This is a genomic window from Pseudomonas sp. C8002 (genome assembly GCF_013385765.1).
Taxonomy (GTDB): domain Bacteria; phylum Pseudomonadota; class Gammaproteobacteria; order Pseudomonadales; family Pseudomonadaceae; genus Aquipseudomonas.
Genome location: NZ_JACAPJ010000009.1, coordinates 12970 through 34640 on the forward strand (window position 1 = coordinate 12970; position 21671 = coordinate 34640).

Annotated in this window: 26 protein-coding genes and 1 tRNA gene; 18 read left to right on the forward strand and 9 right to left on the reverse strand. The window is 58.3% G+C overall.

All coding sequences use genetic code 11. The features are described from left to right. Positions 1-6: 6 nt before the first annotated feature. The 5 genes from murI to hemA are packed head-to-tail and all read right to left on the reverse strand — an operon-like array spanning position 7 to position 4742. Complete coding sequence (gene murI, locus HX814_RS15505) at positions 7-801, reverse strand: glutamate racemase (RefSeq protein WP_177009581.1); 795 nt, start codon at positions 799-801, stop codon at positions 7-9. Further along, positions 794-1549, reverse strand: a complete 756-nt coding sequence (locus HX814_RS15510; RefSeq protein WP_177009582.1) for a molybdopterin-synthase adenylyltransferase MoeB — start codon at positions 1547-1549, stop codon at positions 794-796. Before HX814_RS15510 ends, murI begins: the two co-directional genes overlap by 8 nt. Then, positions 1546-2373: a peptide chain release factor N(5)-glutamine methyltransferase gene (gene prmC / locus HX814_RS15515; protein WP_003208408.1), complete on the reverse strand. Its 828-nt coding sequence runs from the start codon at positions 2371-2373 to the stop codon at positions 1546-1548. Before prmC ends, HX814_RS15510 begins: the two co-directional genes overlap by 4 nt. Then, on the reverse strand, positions 2374-3456 hold the full coding sequence (prfA, locus tag HX814_RS15520) for a peptide chain release factor 1 (RefSeq protein WP_003208405.1): 1083 nt from the start codon (positions 3454-3456) through the stop codon (positions 2374-2376). Next, on the reverse strand, positions 3453-4742 hold the full coding sequence (gene hemA / locus HX814_RS15525) for a glutamyl-tRNA reductase (RefSeq protein WP_008432265.1): 1290 nt from the start codon (positions 4740-4742) through the stop codon (positions 3453-3455). Before hemA ends, prfA begins: the two co-directional genes overlap by 4 nt. A 274-nt stretch (positions 4743-5016) precedes the next feature. Between hemA and HX814_RS15530 the strand changes: the two genes are divergently transcribed. The 15 genes from HX814_RS15530 (at position 5017) to HX814_RS15600 (ending at position 16411) form a co-directional block, all read left to right on the forward strand. Continuing rightward, positions 5017-6741, forward strand: coding sequence for a tetratricopeptide repeat protein (locus HX814_RS15530; protein WP_177009583.1), 1725 nt, complete (start codon positions 5017-5019; stop codon positions 6739-6741). A gap of 4 nt (positions 6742-6745) precedes the next feature. Then, positions 6746-7363 carry a lipoprotein insertase outer membrane protein LolB gene (gene lolB / locus HX814_RS15535; protein WP_008432261.1) on the forward strand — a complete coding sequence of 206 codons (618 nt, stop codon included), beginning with the start codon at positions 6746-6748 and terminating at the stop codon, positions 7361-7363. Between the two features lies 1 nt (position 7364). Then, entirely contained in the window at positions 7365-8216 is an 852-nt protein-coding gene (gene ispE, locus HX814_RS15540; protein WP_003208395.1) for a 4-(cytidine 5'-diphospho)-2-C-methyl-D-erythritol kinase, read from the forward strand. 36 nt (positions 8217-8252) lie between these two features. Then, a tRNA-Gln gene (locus HX814_RS15545) sits at positions 8253-8327 on the forward strand. A 45-nt stretch (positions 8328-8372) separates the two neighbouring features. Further along, positions 8373-9314 (forward strand): ribose-phosphate pyrophosphokinase, encoded by a 942-nt coding sequence (locus HX814_RS15550; protein WP_003208392.1) that lies wholly within the window; start codon positions 8373-8375, stop codon positions 9312-9314. A gap of 138 nt (positions 9315-9452) precedes the next feature. After that, positions 9453-10052: a 50S ribosomal protein L25/general stress protein Ctc gene (locus HX814_RS15555; protein WP_003208391.1), complete on the forward strand. Its 600-nt coding sequence runs from the start codon at positions 9453-9455 to the stop codon at positions 10050-10052. Between the two features lie 165 nt (positions 10053-10217). After that, positions 10218-10802, forward strand: coding sequence for an aminoacyl-tRNA hydrolase (gene pth / locus HX814_RS15560; RefSeq protein WP_177009584.1), 585 nt, complete (start codon positions 10218-10220; stop codon positions 10800-10802). Between the two features lie 23 nt (positions 10803-10825). After that, a complete protein-coding gene (gene ychF / locus HX814_RS15565; RefSeq protein WP_177009585.1) occupies positions 10826-11926 on the forward strand; it encodes a redox-regulated ATPase YchF in 1101 nt (366 codons plus the stop codon). A gap of 402 nt (positions 11927-12328) precedes the next feature. Continuing rightward, the gene (locus HX814_RS15570) at positions 12329-13261 is read left to right on the forward strand and encodes a sigma 54-interacting transcriptional regulator (RefSeq protein WP_177009586.1); all 933 of its coding nucleotides are present in this window, start codon (positions 12329-12331) and stop codon (positions 13259-13261) included. A 206-nt stretch (positions 13262-13467) separates the two neighbouring features. Next, on the forward strand, positions 13468-13638 hold the full coding sequence (locus HX814_RS15575) for a hypothetical protein (RefSeq protein ID WP_177009587.1): 171 nt from the start codon (positions 13468-13470) through the stop codon (positions 13636-13638). Between the two features lie 131 nt (positions 13639-13769). After that, complete coding sequence (locus HX814_RS15580) at positions 13770-14132, forward strand: hypothetical protein (RefSeq protein ID WP_023659153.1); 363 nt, start codon at positions 13770-13772, stop codon at positions 14130-14132. A 7-nt stretch (positions 14133-14139) separates the two neighbouring features. Then, entirely contained in the window at positions 14140-14946 is an 807-nt protein-coding gene (sctJ, locus tag HX814_RS15585) for a type III secretion system inner membrane ring lipoprotein SctJ (RefSeq protein WP_177009588.1), read from the forward strand. Positions 14947-15157: 211 nt separating this feature from the next. Continuing rightward, complete coding sequence (locus tag HX814_RS15590) at positions 15158-15478, forward strand: type III secretion protein (protein WP_218175016.1); 321 nt, start codon at positions 15158-15160, stop codon at positions 15476-15478. Between the two features lie 19 nt (positions 15479-15497). Beyond that, the gene (gene sctL / locus HX814_RS15595) at positions 15498-16085 is read left to right on the forward strand and encodes a type III secretion system stator protein SctL (protein WP_177009590.1); all 588 of its coding nucleotides are present in this window, start codon (positions 15498-15500) and stop codon (positions 16083-16085) included. A gap of 107 nt (positions 16086-16192) precedes the next feature. Continuing rightward, positions 16193-16411, forward strand: coding sequence for a hypothetical protein (locus HX814_RS15600; RefSeq protein WP_003208375.1), 219 nt, complete (start codon positions 16193-16195; stop codon positions 16409-16411). A 9-nt stretch (positions 16412-16420) separates the two neighbouring features. Here the strand turns inward: HX814_RS15600 and HX814_RS15605 are convergent, their stop codons facing one another. Next, positions 16421-16747, reverse strand: a complete 327-nt coding sequence (locus HX814_RS15605) for a hypothetical protein (RefSeq protein ID WP_173406097.1) — start codon at positions 16745-16747, stop codon at positions 16421-16423. A 72-nt stretch (positions 16748-16819) separates the two neighbouring features. Here HX814_RS15605 and sctC point away from each other — a divergent pair, with 72 nt between their 5' ends. From sctC to HX814_RS15620, 3 genes are read left to right on the forward strand one after another with little or no spacing between them, the layout of a single operon-like run. Then, positions 16820-18961, forward strand: coding sequence for a type III secretion system outer membrane ring subunit SctC (gene sctC, locus HX814_RS15610; RefSeq protein WP_177009591.1), 2142 nt, complete (start codon positions 16820-16822; stop codon positions 18959-18961). Next, on the forward strand, positions 18958-19152 hold the full coding sequence (gene hrpT, locus HX814_RS15615; RefSeq protein ID WP_003208370.1) for an HrpT family type III secretion system protein: 195 nt from the start codon (positions 18958-18960) through the stop codon (positions 19150-19152). The genes sctC and hrpT overlap by 4 nt, the downstream gene beginning before the upstream one ends. A gap of 5 nt (positions 19153-19157) precedes the next feature. After that, entirely contained in the window at positions 19158-19517 is a 360-nt protein-coding gene (locus HX814_RS15620; protein WP_003208368.1) for a hypothetical protein, read from the forward strand. Here the strand turns inward: HX814_RS15620 and sctU are convergent. From sctU to sctS, 3 genes are read right to left on the reverse strand one after another with little or no spacing between them, the layout of a single operon-like run. Further along, a complete protein-coding gene (gene sctU, locus HX814_RS15625) occupies positions 19514-20611 on the reverse strand; it encodes a type III secretion system export apparatus subunit SctU (RefSeq protein ID WP_177009592.1) in 1098 nt (365 codons plus the stop codon). The genes HX814_RS15620 and sctU overlap by 4 nt on opposite strands. Then, the gene (gene sctT / locus HX814_RS15630) at positions 20604-21395 is read right to left on the reverse strand and encodes a type III secretion system export apparatus subunit SctT (RefSeq protein ID WP_003208364.1); all 792 of its coding nucleotides are present in this window, start codon (positions 21393-21395) and stop codon (positions 20604-20606) included. The genes sctU and sctT overlap by 8 nt, the downstream gene beginning before the upstream one ends. Positions 21396-21405: 10 nt before the next feature. Next, positions 21406-21669, reverse strand: a complete 264-nt coding sequence (sctS, locus tag HX814_RS15635; RefSeq protein ID WP_003208363.1) for a type III secretion system export apparatus subunit SctS — start codon at positions 21667-21669, stop codon at positions 21406-21408. Positions 21670-21671 lie beyond the last annotated feature (2 nt).

Below are 21671 nucleotides of genomic sequence, written 5' to 3' on the forward strand. Positions count from 1 at the left end.
TTTTTTTCACACGCCAAAACTACTCACAACTCCGGGAGATTTCCATAGGGTCGGTAGGATATTTCTTAGATGCTGCGGATCGCCGCTGGTCCAGAACTGTACAGGCGGCGGATTGCCAGTGGCCAGCAGTTCGCGATTACTCAAAAGACGCTGCAATTGACGCGCTACTGCCGCCCCGGTGTCGATCAAAATGATCGTCGGCGGGAGCATCTCGGCGAGCAGGGGCTTGAGGAACGGGTAGTGGGTGCAGCCGAGGATGATGGTGTCGCAACCGGCCGCAATCAGCGGCTCCACGTAGCCTTGCAACAGCAGGCGCAGGGCCGGGCTGTCCAGGTCGCCGGTTTCGATCAGCTCCACCAGGCCCGGGCAGGGTTGGGTGACCACCCGCACATCGGTGGCGAAGCGGTCGAGCAAGGCGGCGAACTTGGCGCTTTGCAGGGTGCCGGTGGTCGCCAGCACGCCGACGACGCCACTGCGGGTCGCGGCAGCCGCAGGTTTGACTGCCGGTTCCATGCCCACCAATGGCCAGTCGGGATAGTCCTGGCGCAAATCGGCAACCGCCGCAACGGTCGCCGTGTTGCAGGCAATCACAAACGCTTTGGCGCCCTTCTCACGGAAGAACGTCGCCACCTTTCGCGAACGATCGAGGATGAACGCCGGGGTTTTCTCGCCGTAGGGGATATTCCCGCCATCCGCCACGTACAGCAGCGACTCATGGGGCAGCAGACGCTGGATTTCGTCCAGCACCGACAGGCCGCCGACACCGGAGTCGAACACACCAATCGGCGCATCCTTAACCATGTTGGCTACCGCAGACGATGCAACCGGGGTCACGCTTGACCCGCAGCTCGCGAAAACGCGTGGTCAGGGCGTCGATCAACAAAAGCCGCCCCACCAACGGCTCGCCGAAACCGGCCAGTAACTTCAAGGCTTCCAGGGCCTGCAGGCTGCCGACCAGGCCCACCAACGGGCCGATGACGCCGGCTTCGCTGCAGGTCAGTTCGGCGTCGCTGCCGTGCCCGTATAAACAGTGGTAGCAGGGGCTTTCGGCGCGACGAGGGTCGAACACCGACAGCTGGCCTTCGAGGCGAATCGCCGCACCGCTCACCAAAGGCTTGCCGGCAGCGACACACGCAGCGTTGACCGCTTCGCGGGTGGAGAAGTTGTCGCTGCAATCCAGTACCACATCGACCACCGCCACGGCGGCCGCGAGGGAATCCTCATCCAGCGCGCTGCGATGGGCAACCAGCAGTATTTGAGGATTGATCGCGCTCAGGCGGCGAATCGCCGAGTCGACCTTGCTCAGGCCGACGCTGTCGGTGTCGTGAATGATCTGGCGTTGCAGGTTGGTCAGGTCGACAGTGTCGAAATCCGCCAAATGCAGCTCACCCACACCCGCCGCCGCCAGGTACAGCGCCACCGGCGAACCGAGGCCACCCAGGCCGACGATCAGCGCGCGGCTGTTTTTCAGGCGCAACTGGCCTTCGATGTCGACATGCTGCAACAGAATCTGCCGGCTATAGCGCAACAGCTCCTGGTCGTTCATCACGGGCGGCGTCCCAACGTGATGCGTTCGTGGCCGCCCAGGTCGATGCGGCTGTGGACTTCTTCAAAGCCTTCCCCCAGCAGCAGGTCGCGCACGGCGGGCGCCTGGTCGTAACCGTGTTCCAGCAGCAACCAACCTGCGGCGTCGAGGTGCGCGGGTGCCTGGGCGATGATCAGCCGCAGGTCGTCCAGGCCGTCATGCCCGGATACCAGCGCGCTGGCCGGTTCAAAGCGCACGTCACCGGCCACCAGGTGCGGGTCGGTGTCGGCTATATAAGGTGGGTTGCTGATGATCAGGTTGTAAGTGTGGCCTTCGAGGGCACTGAACCAATGGCTGTTCAGCACCGTGGCGTTGTTCAGGTGCAGGCGCTGGCGGTTGCGTTCGGCCAGGGCCACGGCTTCCAGCACGCGGTCGACCGCCGTGACTTGCCAGGCCGGGCGTTCGCTGGCCAGGGCCAGGGCAATCGCGCCGCTGCCGGTGCCCAGGTCCAGGACCTTGGCCGGTGTGGCAGGCAGCAATTCCAGGGCGGCTTCCACCAGCATCTCGGTTTCCGGACGCGGGATCAGCGTGTGCGGTGCCACTTCCAGGTCGAGCTTCCAGAAGCCTTGCTGGCCGAGGATGTAGGCCACGGGCTCGCCGGCACGACGGCGTTGCAGGTAGTCGGCAAAGGTCAGCGCGTGTTCACTGCTGACGATTTTTTCCGGCCAGGTGTGCAGGTAGCTGCGGGACTTGCCCAAGGCGGCGGCCAGCAACAATTCCACGTCCAGGCGCGCAGTCGGCGAGTCCGGCAGGTCGGCGGCGCGTAACAAACTGGCAATAATGGTCATTTATTCACCTATCGCCGCAAGCTGGTCGGCCTGGTATTCGGCCAACAACGGCTCGATTACCGCATCGACGCCACCGGCGAGGATTTCGTCCAGGGAGTACAGCGTCAGGTTGACGCGATGGTCGGTGACCCGGCCCTGGGCAAAGTTGTAGGTACGAATGCGCTCGGAACGGTCGCCCGAGCCCACCAGCAACTTACGCTCGCTGGCAATCGCATTGGCGGCAGCGCTGGTCTGCTGGTCATTCAGCTTGGCCGACAGCCAGGACATGGCCCGCGCACGGTTCTTGTGCTGGGAACGTTCTTCCTGGCACTCCACCACGATGCCCGAAGGCAAGTGAGTGATACGGATCGCCGAGTCAGTCTTGTTGACGTGCTGGCCACCGGCGCCCGATGAGCGGTAGGTGTCGACCCGCAGGTCTGCCGGGTTGATCTCGATGGCTTCCTGCTCGTCGGGCTCGGGCAACACGGCCACGGTGCACGCCGAGGTGTGGATACGGCCCTGGGATTCCGTGGCCGGCACCCGCTGCACACGGTGCACGCCGGATTCGAACTTCAGTTTGCCGTAGACATTCTCGCCCTCAACCCGGGCGATGACTTCTTTATAGCCGCCGTGTTCGCCTTCGTTCTCGGACAAAATCTCCACACGCCAGCCGCGACGCTCGGCATAGCGCGAATACATGCGGAACAGGTCGCCGGAGAAAATCGCCGCTTCGTCACCGCCGGTGCCGGCGCGGATTTCAAGGAATACGTTGCGCCCGTCGTTCGGGTCCTTGGGCAACAGCATGCGTTGCAGGTCGCCTTCCAGTTCGATCAGCTTGTCCTTGGCCTCTCGCACTTCTTCAACGGCCATTTCGCGCATGTCCGGGTCGCTGTCCTTGAGCAGCGCCTGGGCGCCTTCGAGGTCAGCCTGAACCTTGAGCAACTGTTTATAGGTGCCCACGATCGGCTCAACTTCCGCGTACTCCTTGGAATAGGTGCGGAACTTGGTCTGATCGGAGATGACCTCGCCATCGCCGAGCAAGGCGGTCAGTTCTTCGAAACGGTCCTGAAGGACGTCCAGTTTATTGAGCAGTGACGCTTTCATTGCGGTTTTTTATCCGAAGAGCTTTCTGTCGCGCCCTCACCGAGGGCAAAGAGTTCCTGGGCCATGGCCAGCGCATCGAGGCGGCCTTCGGCGGTAAGCTTTTTCAACTGGACACTGGGAGCGTGCAACAACTTGTTGGTCAGGCCGCGCGCCAACTGCATCAGCACGTCTTCGGCGCTGCTGCCGTTGGCGAGCATACGCTGGGCCTTGATCAATTCCTCGTCCCGCAGGCGTTCGCCTTGCTGACGGTAGGCCTTGAGCACGTCCACTGCCGCCAGTTCACGCAGGCGCACCATGAAATCGTCGGCACCGGTGCTGACCATTTCCTCGGCAGCCTGGGCAGCGCCCTGGCGACTCTTGAGGTTTTCGGCGACCACTTCGTGCAGGTCGTCGACGCTGTAGAGGTAAACGTCGTCCAACTCGCCGACTTCAGGCTCGATATCCCGGGGAACGGCGATATCCACCATGAAGATCGGCTTGTGCTTGCGCAGTTTCAGGGCGCTTTCTACCGCGCCCTTGCCGAGGATCGGCAACTGGCTGGCAGTAGAGCTGATGACGATGTCGCTGCGCACCAGCTCGGCCGGGATGTCGGAGAGCAACACCGCGTGGGCACCGAACTGCTCGGCCAGGATGCTGGCGCGTTCCAGCGTACGGTTGGCGACGACAATGCGCTTTACGCCCAGTTCGTGCAGGTGGCGGGCGACCAGGGTGATGGTCTCGCCGGCGCCGATCAGCAGGGCCTGGCTGCGCTGCAAGTCACTGAAAATCTGTTTGGCCAGGCTGACGGCGGCAAACGCCACGGACACCGGGTTTTCACCGATGGCGGTGTCGGTGCGCACCTGCTTGGCGGAGTTGAAGGTGGCCTGGAACAGGCGCCCCAGCAGCGGGCCGATGGTGCCGGCCTCGCGGGCCACGGCGTAGGCGGACTTCATCTGGCCGAGAATCTGCGGTTCGCCCAACACCAGCGAATCCAGCCCGGAGGCGACGCGCATCATGTGACGAACTGCCGCATCCTCTTCGTGCACATATGAGCTTTGGCGCAGCTCATCGAGGCTCAAATGGTGGTAATCGGCCAGCCAGCGCAGCACCACATCCGCTGAAAGATGTTCCTGCTCTATATAGAGCTCGCTGCGATTACAGGTCGAAAGGATCGCAGCTTCGCGACTGTCGGTGAGCCGGCAGAGCTGCTGCAAGGCCTCAACCAACTGCTCGGGAGTAAAAGCCACGCGCTCGCGGACGTCTACAGAAGCAGTCTTGTGGTTAATACCGAGTGCAAGGAAGGCCATTCAATATCGCTGATGATGTCGGGAAGCCGACAATTGTCCTACTTCGAATGATTCAGAACAACCACCGTAGGCTATTGTCCTAGTAGCTTACGCCTATAAAGGCCATCTGTAGGAGCGAGCTTGCTCGCGATGGTCGTTAACGATAACGCTGGCTTACGGGATAAAACGCGTTGTCCTCTGGTTCTTCGCGAGCAAGCTCGCTCCTACACGGTTATGTTTGGCCGAAGGCTTGTGTCATGATGATCCGACCGCAGGTTAGTCGTCCTCTTCCTATATGAATAGATCTTCCGCGTTGCTCCTTGCTTTTGTCTTTCTCAGCGGCTGCCAGGCCATGGCACCCGTGTCGCCGGACGGTACGCCGCCGGTAGAAGACAGCACCCCCGCCCCTGAAAAGCCCAAGGTTTATTCCTCGTTCAGTGAAGAGACGATCTTCAGCCTGCTGAGCGCGGAGCTGGCCGGCCAGCGCAATCGTTTCGACATTGCCCTGGATAACTACGTGACCCAGGCCATCAATACTCAGGATCCGGGGATTTCGGAGCGGGCGTTTCGCATCGCCGAGTACCTGGGCGCCGATCAGGCGGGCCTGGACTCCTCGCTGATCTGGGCGAAAAACGCCCCGGACGATCTCGAGGCGCAACGGGCAGCGGCCATTCAACTGGCCCGCGCCGGACGCTATGACGACTCCATGGTGTATATGGAGAAGGTCCTGCAGGGCAAGGGCGACACGCATTTCGACTTCCTCGCGCTGTCGGCCGCCGACACCGATCAGGACACCCGCAACGGCCTGATGAAGAGTTTCGACCGCCTGCTGCAAAAACACCCGAACAACAGCCAGCTGATTTTCGGCAAGGCGCTGTTGTTGCAACAGGATGATGAGCCCGAGGCTGCGCTGAAGCTGCTGGAGCAACACCCGCCGGAAGAGGGCGAGATTGCGCCGATCCTGCTGCGCGCCCGCCTGCTGCAAAACCTCAACCGCGGCAAGGAAGCGATTCCGCTGCTGGAAAAAAGCATCAAGAAGTACCCGGGCGACAAACGCCTGCTGCTGACCTATGCCCGCATGCTGGTTGAACAGGACCGCATGGAAGACGCCAAGGTGCAGTTCGCCAACCTCGTGCAGCAATACCCGGACGATGACGAATTGCGCTACTCCCTGGCGCTGGTGTGCCTGGAAGCCAAGGCCTGGGATGAGGCCAAGGGTTACCTGGAAGACCTGATCGCCCGCGAGAGCCACGTGGATTCGGCGCACCTGAACCTGGGCCGTATCGCTGAAGAGCGTAACGACCCGCAGGCTGCATTGCTTGAATACGCCCAGGTCGGCGCCGGCAATGACTACCTGCCGGCGCAACTGCGCCAGGCCGATATCCTGATGAACAACGGCCGCACCGACGAGGCGGAAAAACGCCTGGCTGCCGCACGGGATGCCGAACCGGACTACGCGATCCAGCTGTACCTGATCCAGGCCGAGACCTTGTCGGCCAACAAGCAGGGCGATCGCGCCTGGAAAATCCTCCAGCAAGCCTTGCTGCAGTATCCGGACGACTTGAACCTGCTGTACACCCGCGCCATGCAGGCGGAAAAACGCAATGACCTGGCGCAGATGGAAAAAGACCTGCGCCTTATCATCAAGCGCGACCCGGACAATGCCATGGCACTGAACGCCCTGGGTTACACCTTGTCCGACCGTACAACGCGCTACGCCGAAGCCAAGGAGCTGATTGAAAAGGCTCACCAGCTCAACCCGGAAGACCCGGCCGTACTCGACAGCCTCGGCTGGGTGAATTACCGCCTGGGCAACCTGGACGAAGCCGAACGCTTGTTGCGCCAGGCGCTGGAGCGCTTCCCCGACCAGGAAGTCGCCGCACACCTGGGCGAAGTGCTCTGGGCCAATGGCAAGCAGCGTGAAGCGCGACAAATCTGGGAGAAGTTCCTCAAGGAACAGCCCGAAAGCCCAATCCTGCGCAGCACCATCAAGCGCCTGACCGGATCCGAGACCCTTTAACTTTATGTTTTTGCGCCACGTTATCGTTTTCAGCTTTATTGCCCTGCTTGCCGGCTGTTCCGGTCTTGGCACCCGTGAATCTGTCGAAGGCCCGGGCAACCCGGCGCAGTGGCAGCAGCACAAGGATCAACTGAGCAGCCTTGATGGTTGGCAGATCGAGGGCAAGGTGGGCATTCGCGCCCCGAAAGATTCGGGCAGCGGCACCTTGTTCTGGCTGCAACGCCAGGACTATTACGACATTCGCCTGTCTGGCCCGCTGGGCCGCGGTGCGGCACGCCTGACCGGCCGGCCGGGGCAAGTCAGCCTGGAAGTGGCCAATCAGGGCCGCTATGAAGCGCCAACGCCGGAAGCCCTGCTGGAAGAACAGATGGGCTGGAAACTCCCCGTATCGCACCTGGTGTGGTGGGTACGCGGTCTTCCTGCGCCAGACAGCAAGAGCCGCCTGAGCCTCAATGGCGACAGCCGCCTGGCTTCGCTGGAACAGGATGGCTGGCAGGTCGAATACCTGAGCTATGTGCAACAGAACGGTTACTGGCTGCCCGAGCGCATCAAGCTGCATGGCACCGACCTTGACGTCACGCTGGTGATCAAGGACTGGCAACCGCGCAAGCTGGGGCAGTGAGATGAACGAGCAACGCCTGACCCTGCCCTCCCCGGCCAAACTGAATTTGATGCTGCACATTCTCGGTCGCCGTGAAGACGGCTATCACGAGTTGCAGACGATTTTTCAATTTCTCGACTACGGCGATGAGCTGACCTTCGCCGTTCGCGATGACGGCGTGATCCAGTTGCACACCGAATTCGACGGCGTGCCTCACGACAGCAACCTGATTGTGAAGGCCGCGAAAAAACTCCAGGAACAATCCGGTTGCCCGTTGGGCATCGACATCTGGATCGAAAAAATCCTGCCCATGGGCGGCGGCATCGGTGGCGGCAGCTCAAATGCCGCAACGACATTGCTCGGCCTGAATCACTTGTGGCAACTGGGTTGGGACCACGATCGCCTGGCGGCGCTGGGCCTGACACTGGGCGCGGACGTCCCGGTTTTCGTGCGTGGGCACGCCGCTTTTGCCGAAGGCGTGGGGGAGAAACTCACCCCTGTAGACCCCGAAGAGCCGTGGTATGTCGTGCTTGTTCCGCAAGTATCTGTAAGTACAGCAGAAATTTTTTCAGATCCACTGTTGACACGTAACTCTCCTCCCATTAAAGTGCGCCCCGTTCCCAAGGGAAACAGTCGAAATGACTGCTTACCGGTTGTAGCAAGGCGTTATCCAGATGTACGTAACGCTTTGAATTTGTTAGGTAATTTTACCGAAGCAAAATTAACCGGAACTGGAAGTTGTGTGTTTGGGGGCTTCCCAAGCAAAGCTGAAGCTGATAAAGTCTCGGCCCTTCTTACAGAGACCCTTACAGGGTTTGTAGCAAAGGGAAGCAACGTTTCGATGTTGCATCGCAAGCTGCAAAGTCTGCTCTAAAGGAACCGAGTACTGGGTACTCGTTGCAACAGATACAGGGGCGTCGCCAAGCGGTAAGGCAGCAGGTTTTGATCCTGCCATGCGTTGGTTCGAATCCAGCCGCCCCTGCCATTTTCTATACTCATCCAGGTTACCCTCAGCCTCTAGGTACTGCGCGTGTCCAAGATGATGGTCTTTACGGGGAATGCTAACCCCGATCTGGCTCGGCGTGTTGTACGTCAGCTGCATATCCCTCTCGGTGACATCTCTGTCGGTAAATTCTCCGACGGCGAAATTACAGCCGAGATCAATGAAAACGTCCGCGGTAAAGATGTCTTCATTATTCAGCCGACTTGCGCTCCGACCAACGATAACCTGATGGAACTCGTCGTGATGGCTGATGCCTTCCGCCGCTCCTCAGCGACTCGAATCACAGCTGTAATCCCTTACTTTGGTTATGCCCGTCAGGATCGCCGTCCGCGTTCCGCACGTGTGGCTATCAGCGCGAAAGTCGTTGCTGACATGCTGACCGTGGTAGGTATCGACCGTGTTCTCACGGTTGACCTGCACGCTGACCAAATCCAGGGGTTCTTCGATATTCCGGTAGATAACATCTACGGCTCCCCCGTCCTGGTGGATGACATCGAAGACCAGCGCTTTGAAAACCTGATGATCGTGTCCCCGGACATTGGTGGCGTCGTGCGTGCACGGGCTGTTGCCAAATCCCTGGGCGTGGATCTCGGGATCATCGACAAACGCCGCGAGAAAGCCAATCACTCTGAAGTGATGCATATCATCGGTGATGTCGAAGGGCGTACCTGTATTCTGGTTGATGACATGGTCGACACCGCCGGCACCCTGTGCCACGCGGCGAAAGCCTTGAAAGAGCACGGTGCAGCAAAAGTCTTCGCCTACTGCACACACCCTGTGCTGTCGGGCCGAGCGATCGAGAACATCGAGAACTCAATGCTGGACGAACTGGTGGTGACTAACACCATCCCGTTGTCCGCTGCCGCTCAAGCCTGTTCGCGTATCCGTCAACTGGATATCGCACCGGTAGTTGCCGAAGCGGTTCGCCGCATCAGCAACGAAGAATCGATCAGCGCGATGTTCCGTTAAGGGTCAAACCTTAGCAGCATCAACCTGACGAAAAGCGCCCCGCCCCAGCATTCTGTTGGGGCGGGGCTTTTTTGCCCATATCGCCTTTAGCGCTGGTCGCAAACGCTAGGGCGAATGTGGTTATTTTGGAGATACAACATGAACGATTTTACTTTGAATGCTGAACTGCGTTCCGACCTGGGGAAAGGTGCGAGCCGCCGCCTGCGTCGTCTCGCAAGCCTGGTTCCAGCTGTAGTTTACGGTGGCGAAAAAGCCCCTGAATCCATCAGCATGCTGGCTAAAGAAATCGCCAAACTGCTCGAAAACGACGCGGCTTACAGCCACATCATCGAGCTGAACGTTGGCGGCACCAAGCAGAACGTCATCATCAAGGCACTGCAACGTCACCCAGCTAAAGGCCACGTGCTGCACGCTGACTTCGTACGCGTAGTAGCTGGTCAGAAACTGACCGCTATCGTGCCTGTGCACTTCGTTGGTGAAGAAGCTCCGGTCAAGAAAGGCGGCGAAGTTTCGCACGTTATCGCCGAGATCGAAGTGACCTGCCTGCCGAAAGACCTGCCTGAGTTCATCGAAGTCGACCTGTCGGCTCTGGAAATCGGCGCAATCGTTCACCTGTCCGACCTCAAGGCTCCTAAAGGCGTTGAGTTCGTTGCACTGGCTCACGGTGACGACAAAGCTGTTGCAAACGTACACGCTCCACGCGTTGCACCAGAAGCTGAAGAAGGCGCTGCAGAGTAATTCACTCTGTAATGCCGGAGCTTGAGGAAACATCGCGGACCGGAACGTAGCGAGAAAGCGGGCGAGAATGCGAAGTTGGCCTCTAACGGTTAATGAGTTTTTGTCGTCCACTTTCGCCGCACCAACGGCGATGTTATCCACAACTCCAAAGGAAGGGCCCCTGTCGTGACTGCCATTAAACTGATCGTTGGCCTGGGAAATCCAGGCGCCGAATACGAACAGACCCGGCATAACGCGGGGGCCCTTTTTGTTGAGCGTATCGCCCACGCCCAAGGCGTCAATCTTGTGGCCGATCGCAAATATTTTGGCCTGACCGGACGCTTTTCGCATCAGGGTCAGGATGTTCGTCTGTTGATTCCCACCACCTACATGAACCGCAGCGGCCAGGCTGTCGCGGCGCTTGCGGGCTTCTTCCGGATCAAACCCGAAGAAATCCTGGTGGCCCATGACGAACTAGACCTGCCACCCGGCGTTGCCAAGCTCAAGCAAGGCGGCGGCCATGGCGGGCATAATGGCCTGCGCGACATCATCGCGCAGTTGGGCAATCAGAATACGTTCTACCGCTTGCGGCTTGGCATTGGCCACCCGGGCATTGCCAGTATGGTTTCAAATTTCGTCCTGGGTCGTGCGCCACGCGCCGAACAGGAAAAACTCGATGCCAGCATCGATTTTGCCCTCGGCGTGCTGCCGGATATCTTCGCCGGTGAATGGAACCGTGCGATGAAAAACCTGCACAGCCAGAAGGCCTGACTCTTTACCCGAGGGGAAACACCATGGGATTCAATTGCGGCATCGTCGGCCTACCTAACGTCGGCAAGTCCACCCTGTTCAACGCCCTGACCAAATCCGGTATTGCGGCGGAGAACTTCCCCTTCTGCACCATCGAACCGAACACCGGTATCGTGCCGATGCCCGATACACGCCTGGACGCCCTGGCGGCCATCGTGAATCCAAAGCGCATCCTGCCGACCACCATGGAGTTCGTCGACATCGCGGGCCTGGTAGCCGGCGCGTCGAAAGGTGAAGGCCTGGGCAACAAGTTCCTCGCCAACATCCGCGAGACCGATGCCATCGCCCACGTGGTCCGCTGCTTCGAAGACGAGAACGTGATTCACGTCTCCAACAGCGTCGACCCGAAACGCGATATCGAGATCATCGACCTGGAACTGATCTTCGCCGACCTCGACAGCTGCGAGAAGCAACTGCAAAAGGTCACGCGTAACGCCAAGGGCGGCGACAAGGACGCAGTGGTCCAGAAAGCCTTGCTGGAGCAACTGATTGCCCACTTCACCCTGGGCAAGCCGGCACGCAGCCTGATGAAGAACATGAGCGCCGACGAAAAAGCTGTGATCAAGGGCTTCCACCTGCTGACTACCAAGCCGGTGATGTACATCGCCAACGTGGCTGAAGACGGTTTCGAGAACAACCCGCTGCTCGACGTGGTCATGGCAATTGCCGAAGAAGAAGGCGCGATGGTTGTTCCAGTGTGCAACAAGATCGAAGCGGAAATCGCCGAGCTGGAAGACGGCGAAGAGAAAGACATGTTCCTCGAGGCCCTGGGCCTGGAAGAGCCTGGCCTGAACCGCGTGATCCGTGCCGGCTACGAAATGCTGCACCTGCAGACCTACTTCACCGCCGGTGTTGAAGAAGTACGCGCCTGGACCGTCAAGGTCGGTGCCACTGCCCCGCAAGCGGCTGGGGTGATCCACACCGACTTCGAAAAAGGCTTTATCCGCGCCGAAGTCATCGCCTACAACGACTTCATCCAGTTCAAGGGTGAAGCCGGTGCCAAGGAAGCCGGTAAATGGCGCCTGGAAGGCAAGGAATACATCGTCAAGGATGGCGACGTGATGCACTTCCGCTTCAACGTATAAGCTTTACCTGCGGCCTATGCCGCAAAACAAAAAGCCGATGCACTGCATCGGCTTTTTTGTGGGCGATGTTTGCAACTTTCTACAAAGATCGACTTTGAAATATCCCCTGACATCTTAATACGGCAACCCTATAAAACAACCACAGCCCTCAATACGTAAAAATACGCCAATCCTCCCTGACACCCCCGAGTTTAAGATTATTCCGACCCATTATCAGGCAATCACGAGCGAGCGCCCACTTGATAATATTTAACTTAAGATTTTTTGGTTTTTCACACATCACAAACGTCTATTTCGCACTCTCCGACAGAATGACAAATCAGCTAAATTCCGTTCTACTTATCCATATCAGCAGGGAAGCCCCTCAGTAAAACAATGAGAAACAATAGGAGCAACAGCGATATGTCGGCCTCCTATCAAAGCACGTTTGAAACGGATGATCCATTTACTGAATGCCCAACCATTGAAGCCACTATCAACAATACTGCGGCTTTAAACATCGACATACTTTTGCTGGGGGAAACCGGCACCGGTAAAGATACCCTGGCCCAACGCATCCATCGCTTATCGGGCCGGCGAGGCAACTTCGTCGCCGTCAACTGTGCTGCAATTCCCGAAAGCCTGGCGGAAAGCCAACTGTTCGGGGTCAACAGCGGCGCCTACACCGGTGCGATGCAATCACGGGCAGGCTTTGTCGAAGCCGCACACTTGGGTACCTTGTACCTCGACGAAATAGACAGCATGCCCCTCACCCTGCAAGCCAAACTGCTGCGGGTACTGGAGTCCCGGGGCGTTGAGCGATTGGGTTCTACCCGCTTTATCCCGGTGGACATGCGCGTTATCGCGTCCGCCCAGCATTCGCTGCACGAAATGGTCGAGCAAGGGTTATTCAGGCGCGACCTGTATTTTCGCCTGAACGTAATCAGCATCAGCCTCCCTCCCCTGCGCGAACGTCGCGAGCAGATTATCCCCTTGTTCCTGAACATCGTCCGCCAGGAAGCCGAGTACTTTAAATACCCGATACCCCTGGCATCCAGCTCGCTGCTGCAACAATTGCTATGCCATTCCTGGCCGGGCAACGTCCGCGAACTGCGCTCGACAGCCAAGCGCTTTGTGTTGGATCTTCCGCCGCTTTCAGAGTCGATGAGGGACCATCAGGACATAGAGATGAACCTCAAGGCGCGGCTACAGCAAATCGAGAAATCGCTGATTGAAGAGTCGCTGCGCCGTCACGGCGGCAACGTGGATGTAGTAGCCGGGGAATTGGGGGTTGCCAAGCGCACGCTGTACTACAGGATGAAACAACTGGATATATCACTCGGCGGAACAGGTTAAACCCAGGACCAGCAGTTTTTCTGGAACTGAAATCTTCATTTAACCACTCAAGGAAAGGCCATCTACGTGATCAGCAACTTCGCCGATCGGGCCAGCCATGTGCTTGGTTCATATGCCTGACGGGCAATGATGGGTCTACGTTCGTGGTTAAGCATCAACGCACAAACAAACAAAAAATTTAAATCAAGCAACTCAGAGGTGATGTTATGAGTGAAATCGATGTTAACAAGCGGGTTACTGCCGGCAGTCTTGGTGGCGGAGACAATGCCGATATCGAAGCGGCAAAAAAAGCTGAAATGCGTCGACTAAAAATACAGGAGGTTAAAAACGAAATACTGACAAAAGAACTCGAAAACATAGGCAAACTAAGGTTTTAAACCTTTGCTTCCTCTATTAAACATAGAGGAAGCAACCCGTTTGCTAGCATGGCTCATGCTGAACCGTCGAAAAAAACCAACATTACTCCCAAACCAACAAGAACGTTCCTAGCGTCTTGCCGGAGGTTTACATGCGCGTGCTCGCTGACGACTTCACAGAACGCCCGGTTTCACGAACGGTTGAATCACGAGGTATTGATACCTCTGCTTCCGACATGAATTTTTTCCAAGCCAGCCTGGTTGATCGCGCGTCTTCCCCGGGTAGCCAAAATTCAATGGTCGGTACGAACGCACTATCCGAACAGTCTTCTCATTTAACGAGGCTATCAAAACGTGCGACCAAAGGTTTGCGTGACCTGAGCCTTAATAAAAAATCAACGGAAATGCATCAAATTGCCAAGTCACTTTCAGACGCCCATCGGGAGCTGTCCATGTCAGTCAAGGTCATCAGCAAAACCGTGCAATGTTGCGAGAAAATAACCAACCTTCAGTAGGTAAGTCATGCTCCGCTGGATCACCACCCCATTAGTTTTATCATTGGCATTGCTGCTGGCCGGTTGCGGTGAAAAAGTAGAACTCCATAGCCGACTGTCCGAACAGGAGGCTAATGAGGTTGTTGCAGAACTCGCGGATAAACAAATCCGGGCCCAAAAAGTGCCAGCCAAAGACGGCGTTGTTGTGCGCGTCAACGCGTCGGACATCAGCAGGGCGGTCCGGACGCTCGAGGCCGCTGGCCTGCCCAAACTGGCCCGGTCGACCCTGGGCGATATCTTCCGTAAAGAAGGCGTTATCTCAACACCGCTGGAAGAACGTGCCCGCTATATCTATGCATTGTCTCAGGAGCTGGAGGCAACCTTGTCGAACATCGACGGGGTCATCGTCGCTCGAGTCCATGTCGTGCTCCCCGAACGGATTGCCCCGGGTGAACCCGTACAACCGGCATCAGCCTCGGTGTTCATCAAACATGATCCACGACTTGAGCCTGATAATATCCGCCCCCGAGTACGCAGGATGGTGGCCAGCAGTATCCCCGGCATGGCAGCCGCTGTAGAAAACACTCAAAAATTAACCGTAGTGTTTGTCCCCGCCGCGGCGTATCTGGAGCAGCAACGTCTGACCTATTTTGGTCCGTTCCTGGTTCAGGATAACGATCTCGGTTTCTGGCGCATGAGTCTTACCGTATTGCTCATCATATTGACGCTTGCGGGGGCTGGCGCGTTTATCTGGCGCAAACGGGGGGTGAATCAACAACACGACTCATCTGTCGTACCGGCTCATGCATCACTAAACCCGTCTGTTCATGAGTAATCAGCTGGCGTGGGTTCGATGGTGGGCCCGCCCATGGGAAACGCCAGCGTGTGACTGGGAGGTCCTCAGACCATATATCGCCTCGACCGATCTATGTCGCAGCCGGCATGAACGAGTGAGCACCGCACTGGCCATCACCCCCTGCCTGCCACCCTCACCCTCCCCTGCCTTGCTGCACCTGGTGCAAGCCTCCCCACCACAACGCGATCGCATGCTGACGCTGGTCGGCAGTGTCTGCCAGCCTGTACGCGACCACTTGCTGGAGGAGGATGAATACCTCTGGTGTCAGCGCCTTGCCAAAGCGCTCCCTGCGGACTCACGGGTACTGAACACAGACGATCCTCTGCAGTACCTGCGCGCCTGGGTTGAGCCTGCGGTATGGCAACGCCTACGACTTGGCTTTGCGAATCAACGGGTAGTCGACCTGGAGAAATATTCCAACCTGCCCGACCGTCATGGTCGGCTGGATACTCTGTGGCGAGCCGTCATCTGGCGAGCTACCGCCATCACGAATGATCACGCGTGGCCCTGATCAGGAGCAACCAACCTGCATGTTATGCCGACGTAAAATTGAGCTGAATAAAGGCCAGGACCTGCCACAAACCCTGATTGCCCGAGAGATGCTTATCGACTGTGCTCAGGCGGGCACATTACTTATTCGCGCCAAAGCCGAAGCGCGCGAACTACTACGCCAGGCCGAAGAGCAGCGCGAAATACTTTACGCAAATGCTTGCCGTGAGTTCTGGGAACGCGCCAACACTCAGTTGCAACGCTGGGAGATTGAACGCCAGGCTATCTACGACAACATTGAACCCATTGCCGCCTCCATCACCAGCCTGGCCATTCGTAACCTGCTGGAGGAAACAGTCTCCCCCCAACGCCTGAGCGTCCTGCTAAAGCAATTACTGGCCACCCAGGTCCCGCGAATCGAAGCCACTTTGCTCTGCAATCCATTGGACCGTAAAAACGTAGACCAGTGGCTGAGCAGGCACACAGACCTTCCCTGGACACTGCGCACCGAGGAGAACATCGCACCTCAAATGCTCATTCTGGAAACACCCGAAGGTGGATTTCGGATCGACTGGGATTCGATGGTGGAAACCCTATGGAATTCCGGCACGTCGGGTTCAACCCAATAACATGCAGGGGCTGCGGTTCAACGAGCGCTGACGTTTAACGAAATACCCGTGGAACTGGAATCACGCGTCGAGCCACACAGAACGTAACATCCTCTGGAGCAAAACCAATGAGCTTTGATTATCGCCTGCAAGCGAATCTCTACAGGCAACTGGAAAATTCGCAAAAGCGCTTTGAAAAGATAGAACGCGATGGATTGAACAACGACGAAGCCCTGGCGGCAATGAATGACGAAAAAGTCTTCCTTGCGGCCACGTTATCAGCCAGTTCCACCTACACCAATTACATGAGCGAAACAGCCAAGACCGTTATCGAAGGCATACAGTGAGTGGAAGCGTTACTCGGTCGTTGGTTGAGTAGCAGCGAACCGCTGATCACGTTGTTTGAAGATAATGACGAAATCAAGGTGCGGCGCGACCAACAAGCTTTTTTGATCAGTGTTCAACTGACCCACCATCGGGTCGACAAAAGAGCCTTGGAGGCGTGGATGCGCCTCGGACTGGAAAGTCTGAGGCATTTCCAGGGTGCCTTGGCGCAGGAAGCAATGACTGGTCATCTTTGGCTGCTTCAAAAACTCCCTGGCGACTGTGCCCTGCCCCACCTGCTTGGCAAACTCGAAACCCTGCTGAACCAGCGTGATACCTGGCGGGGCATTGTTGCGCACCTTGCCAGCCCAGCCCGGAAACTTAGGCCTACTTCGCTTCGGTCGCTGCGTCACTAAAACAGAGAATTCTCAATGCCTAACAAGATCGACAAGCACATCCGCTTGCGCGTCAATTCGCCTGCCGCCGCCGTAAAGCCTGCCCGTTGGCGCTACCTGATCCTCATGCCCTGGTTGTTGGCGCCCCTGGAAAGCACCCTGGCCGCCGTCCCCAGCGAATGGAAAAACACCGCCTATGCCTATGAGGCCGAACACAAGCCTCTGCGGGATGTGCTGGAAGACTTCGCCCAGACCTTCGGCACCCAACTGCAAATCGACGGCCTCCTCGAAGGCAACGTCAACGGCAAGATACGCGCCAATACCCCACAATCGCTTCTCGACAGGCTCGGCGTAGAGCACCGCTTCCAGTGGTACCTGTACAACAACACGCTGTACGTCAGCACCCTGGACCAACAGGAATCTGCACGCCTGGAGGTCTCCTCCGAGACCATCGCCGACCTCAAGCAGGCCCTCACCGATATAGGCTTGCTCGATAGCCGCTTCGGCTGGGGCGAATTGCCTGAGGACGGCGTCGTACTGGTCTCCGGGCCCAAGCGCTATATCGAACAGATCAAGCAGTTCAGCAGCCAGCGCAAGTCCCCGGATGAAAAGCAGAGCGTCCTCAGCTACCCGCTGAAGTTCGCCAATGCGGCGGACCGCCAGATTGATTATCGCGGCGAGAAACTGACCATCCCAGGCGTTGCCAGCATGCTGCGGGGGCTGCTGGAACCTCGCACGGCCTCGACGCTTTCAGGCATGAGCCCACGCCCTCCCTCTGCCGCGCAACCCTCACCCATAACCCCGGTATTTCCGCGCCTGAGTAACCCGATGCTGGGGCAAATGCTCGGTCAGACGATGAACCCGGGGCCGGCGGACAACGGTATGTCACTCACCCCTCGGGTACCGGTCTCCACCAGCAAAATCCGAGTCGAAGCCGATGTGCGCAACAACGCCATCCTGATCTACGACCTGCCGGAGCGCCAGGCGATGTACCGTGAGCTGATCAGCCAGCTCGACGTAGCCCGCAAGCTGGTGGAAATCGATGCGATCATCCTTGATATCGAACGCACTCAACTGCGGGAATTCGGGATTAGATGGGGCTTTCAAAACAGCCGTTTCCGGGGTGGCGTGAACATGGCGCCCGGGTCTTCATCACAGCTGTCGATCGAGCACCGTGATCGTTTCAACGCCGATATTCGCGCATTGGAGCAACGTGGCCTGGCGACCATGGTGTCCAACCCGTCGGTGCTTACTTTGGAAAACCAGCCGGCGGTGATCGATTTCAACCGCACCCAATACCTCACCGCCGGCACAGAGACTGCAACCATCCTGCCCATCACGGTCGGCACCAGCTTCCAGGTGGTACCGAGGGTGATCACTACCCGCGGCAATCACCAGATCCACCTGGTGGTGGATATCGAGGACGGTAACTTCGACGAGTCCAACCCCGCGCGCACCAGCCCCGATGTACGCCGCGGCAAAGTCAGCACCCAGGCGGTCATGGCGGAAAAACGTTCGCTGGTGGTCGGTGGCTTCCATGTCACTGAAAGCACCGACAAACAAAGCAAGATCCCTCTGCTGGGAGACATTCCGCTGCTGGGCAAGGCCCTGTTTTCTTCCTCCGAGCGCCAGAACAACCGGCGCGAACGCCTGTTTATCCTGACGCCGCGCGTGATCGGCGATCAGGCTGATCCTTCACGCTACTTGCCCCAGGAGGATCAAGCCGAACTGCAGGCCGCACTCAAGCCATTGGCCCGGCGGTATGCCGAGCATCAACCGGTGATCAAGCGCAGCGACATCACCAGCACCCTGGCTCACCTCGTCAGCGGGCAAGTACCCACGGCCTTCAAGGCCGCGCCCATGCCACTGGGCCTGGACACCTTGTGCAGCACCCGCGAGCTATTGGCCCTGAACACCGAACGCAGCCAATGGTATGCAGGCCCGCAGTTCAATGTGGCCGTGGTGGTGGTACGCAATCAGTTCAACCGTAACGTGCGCATCGATGAAAGAGAATGCAGCAACTCCCAGACCCTGGCCGTCAGCGTCTGGCCACGTGCCTGGCTCAAGCCGGGAGAAGAGGCGGAGGTATTTATCGCCATGCGGCCCGTGGTCAAAGATGAACACATCGGTGTGTCCCGCCCCTCCCTGATCACCCCCACCCGGAAGAACGCGCCATGAAACGCCTACTCACCCTCCTCGGCCTGGCCCTGCTTATCGTTGGTTGTACGCCGACGTGCAAGGGCGACTCCTGTTCACGCCCGCAATCGGGCGCCGATAAGCTGGTGGTCTGGTGGCCGCCGCAGATGCGCGTCGAATCGGGCCCTGCCGGCGAGCGCTCCGACTATCAAACGATCTCACTGGAACGGTAAGTTCCATGGGGCCGAACGATACGTCGTCTCGCCAGGTATTCCTGGATAACCTGGTGGGCGGCAAGGACGCCCACCTGTCCCTCGGCCCGGGCATAAGCGTGTGCCGGTTAAAGGCCGGTGGTAAACCCGGGCTTGCGTTGCTGGTCGACCGTGGAGCGCTGGAAGCCGGACAGTTGGAACGGGTACTGGAGCGGCTTTTTGAACAGGCGGTGGCGTTTGACGGCTGCTTTGCCTGTCTCGATGCCAAGGATGCCCTGGTGATCTGGCACGCGCTGCCGGCAGGTGCAGAGGAGGCAGATGACATCATCGGCAAGCTGCTTTCGCTGGGCTGCCTCGATATGCTGGACGTGCACCGCTACCGTTAACGTTGCTTAAGCTCCGGAAACTCCAGCGTTTCACGCTTGGCCTCGTCATTGAGCTCACGCAGGGTGCGGTAGAGGAACGCTACCGCCTGCAACGTCTCCCGGGGAATGTTCGCCCCAAGCTTCTTCTCGTACAGCGTGCGCGCGAGCCATACACACTGGATCACCGGCACGTCGGCCGCCTTGGCCCGGTCTATCAGTTTCCGGGCCTCGGCATCCGTGCCTTTATCCACCAGCAGCGGCAGCGGCGTTTTGCCCGGCCGGTAGTACAGCGCGACAGCAAAGTGCGTCGGGTTGACCACCAACATGTCGGCCTCCTCCAGCTTGGGCAACTTGACCTTCGGCTCCTCCTGGGCCAGCTGTTGGGCCAGGGCGCGGCGCTGCCCCTTGACGTGAGGGTCGCCCTCCATGTCCTTGTATTCCTTGACCACCTCGACCTGAGTCATGCGCATGCTCTTGGCAAAGAAGTGCTTCTGCAGCGCCATGTCGATCAATGCCAGGACCAGCAGCAATCCCAGGCAAGCGTGCAGCAGATGGCGAAACAGGATGATCAGCGCGAGGATGTAACTCTGCAGGTCGCTGGTGGCCAGATTGATCAAGGCCCCTAGTGACGGACTGATCACCACGTACAAAATCAGCGCAAGCAGTAGCGCCTTGGCCAACCCCATCAACAGGTTCGTCACTGACTTGGCAGAGAACATCTGCTTGACCTGGCTGAGTGGGTTGAGACGGCTGAAATTCAGCTTCAGGCTTTCCGGCGCAAACAGGAAACCGAACTGAATCCAGCCGCTGATCAACTTCACCGCGATCGCCAATCCGGCCATCAGCAAGGCGAAGGAAAAAAACACGATCAAGCCTTCCGTCAGCACTTCCTCCAGCGCCCGCACAAAGGGCTGCCCGAAACGTGACATGGGCATCACCAGCAACTGCTGGAAGCGCTGCATGCTGGTTTCGGCGGTGAACAACGCGATTTCGCTGAGGGCGGTCAACACCAGTAGCTTACCGACGTCCTGGCTTTGGGCGACCTGGCCTTTCTGGCGCTGATCCTTGAGTTTCTTGGGCGTGGCCGCGTGTTTTTTCTCACCCGAATCACTCATGTCCCGAGCCCCTGAACATCAGGCCGAGGGAATGCTTGAGGTCTCCCAACTGCGCCATGCGCCCGACGATCAAGTCCTGCAACAGCGGGAAGTACAGCAGCAGGATAACCAGCCCCGCCAAGCTCTTGACCGGCGTTGCCAGGGTAGAGACTTGCAATTGCGGGCTGTACAGGCCCAACAAGGCGAAGCCGAACTCCAGGAACAGCAGCACGGCAATAAACGGTGCGGCATACAGCATCATGTGGGTAAAAGTATCGCCCAGCAGCCCGATGAATACACTGAAGCCATTGACCGCCGGCAGCGGCAACCAGGCGGTTGGCGGCCAGATCAGGTAGCTGTCCCAGATCACTTGGGTCAACACGCTCAAGCCCAGGACGGCAATCAGCAAATAAATCACCAACTGTTTGAACAGGTGCCCGATCGGCGTCGCATCCGGCCCCAGCGAGGGGTTGAGTTGGCCACCCGCCAAAGCCCCCCGCTGGTTATCCAGCAGTGCGCCCACTGACTCGAACATCCAGAACGGCATGGCCAACAGAATCCCCAGCAAAAACCCCAGGGCAGCTTCCTTGAGTACCAACCCGCTGATCATCAGCGCGGAGTAATCCTTGGCAGCCAGGACGGCATGAATGCCGGGCGCCGGAATCAACGCCATGACCATCACGATGATGTGGCGGGGCATACCGCGTATATGCTGGAAACAAAACGCAGGCACCAGAAATGCACAGGGATAAATGCGCGCCATGGCCACGAGCAGGCTGGGCAGGAATTCAAGATAAAGCAGCACACGCAGGCCCTCAGTTCAATGCCGAGCGGGCAATCATGTCGAACATCAGGTTGATCAGTTGGATCAGCTCCACGCCAATCCAGCGACCGGTCAAAATCAGCGTGATGCCCACCGCAACCAGCTTGATGCCAAAGGGCAGCGTCTGGTCCTGTATCTGCATCAGGGCCTGCACCAGCGACGTCAACACACCGACGACCACCGCCACGATCAGCGGCGGCGCCGACAGCACCACCACCAGCAACATGCCCTGCTTGAACAGCACGATCGGTTCCATAG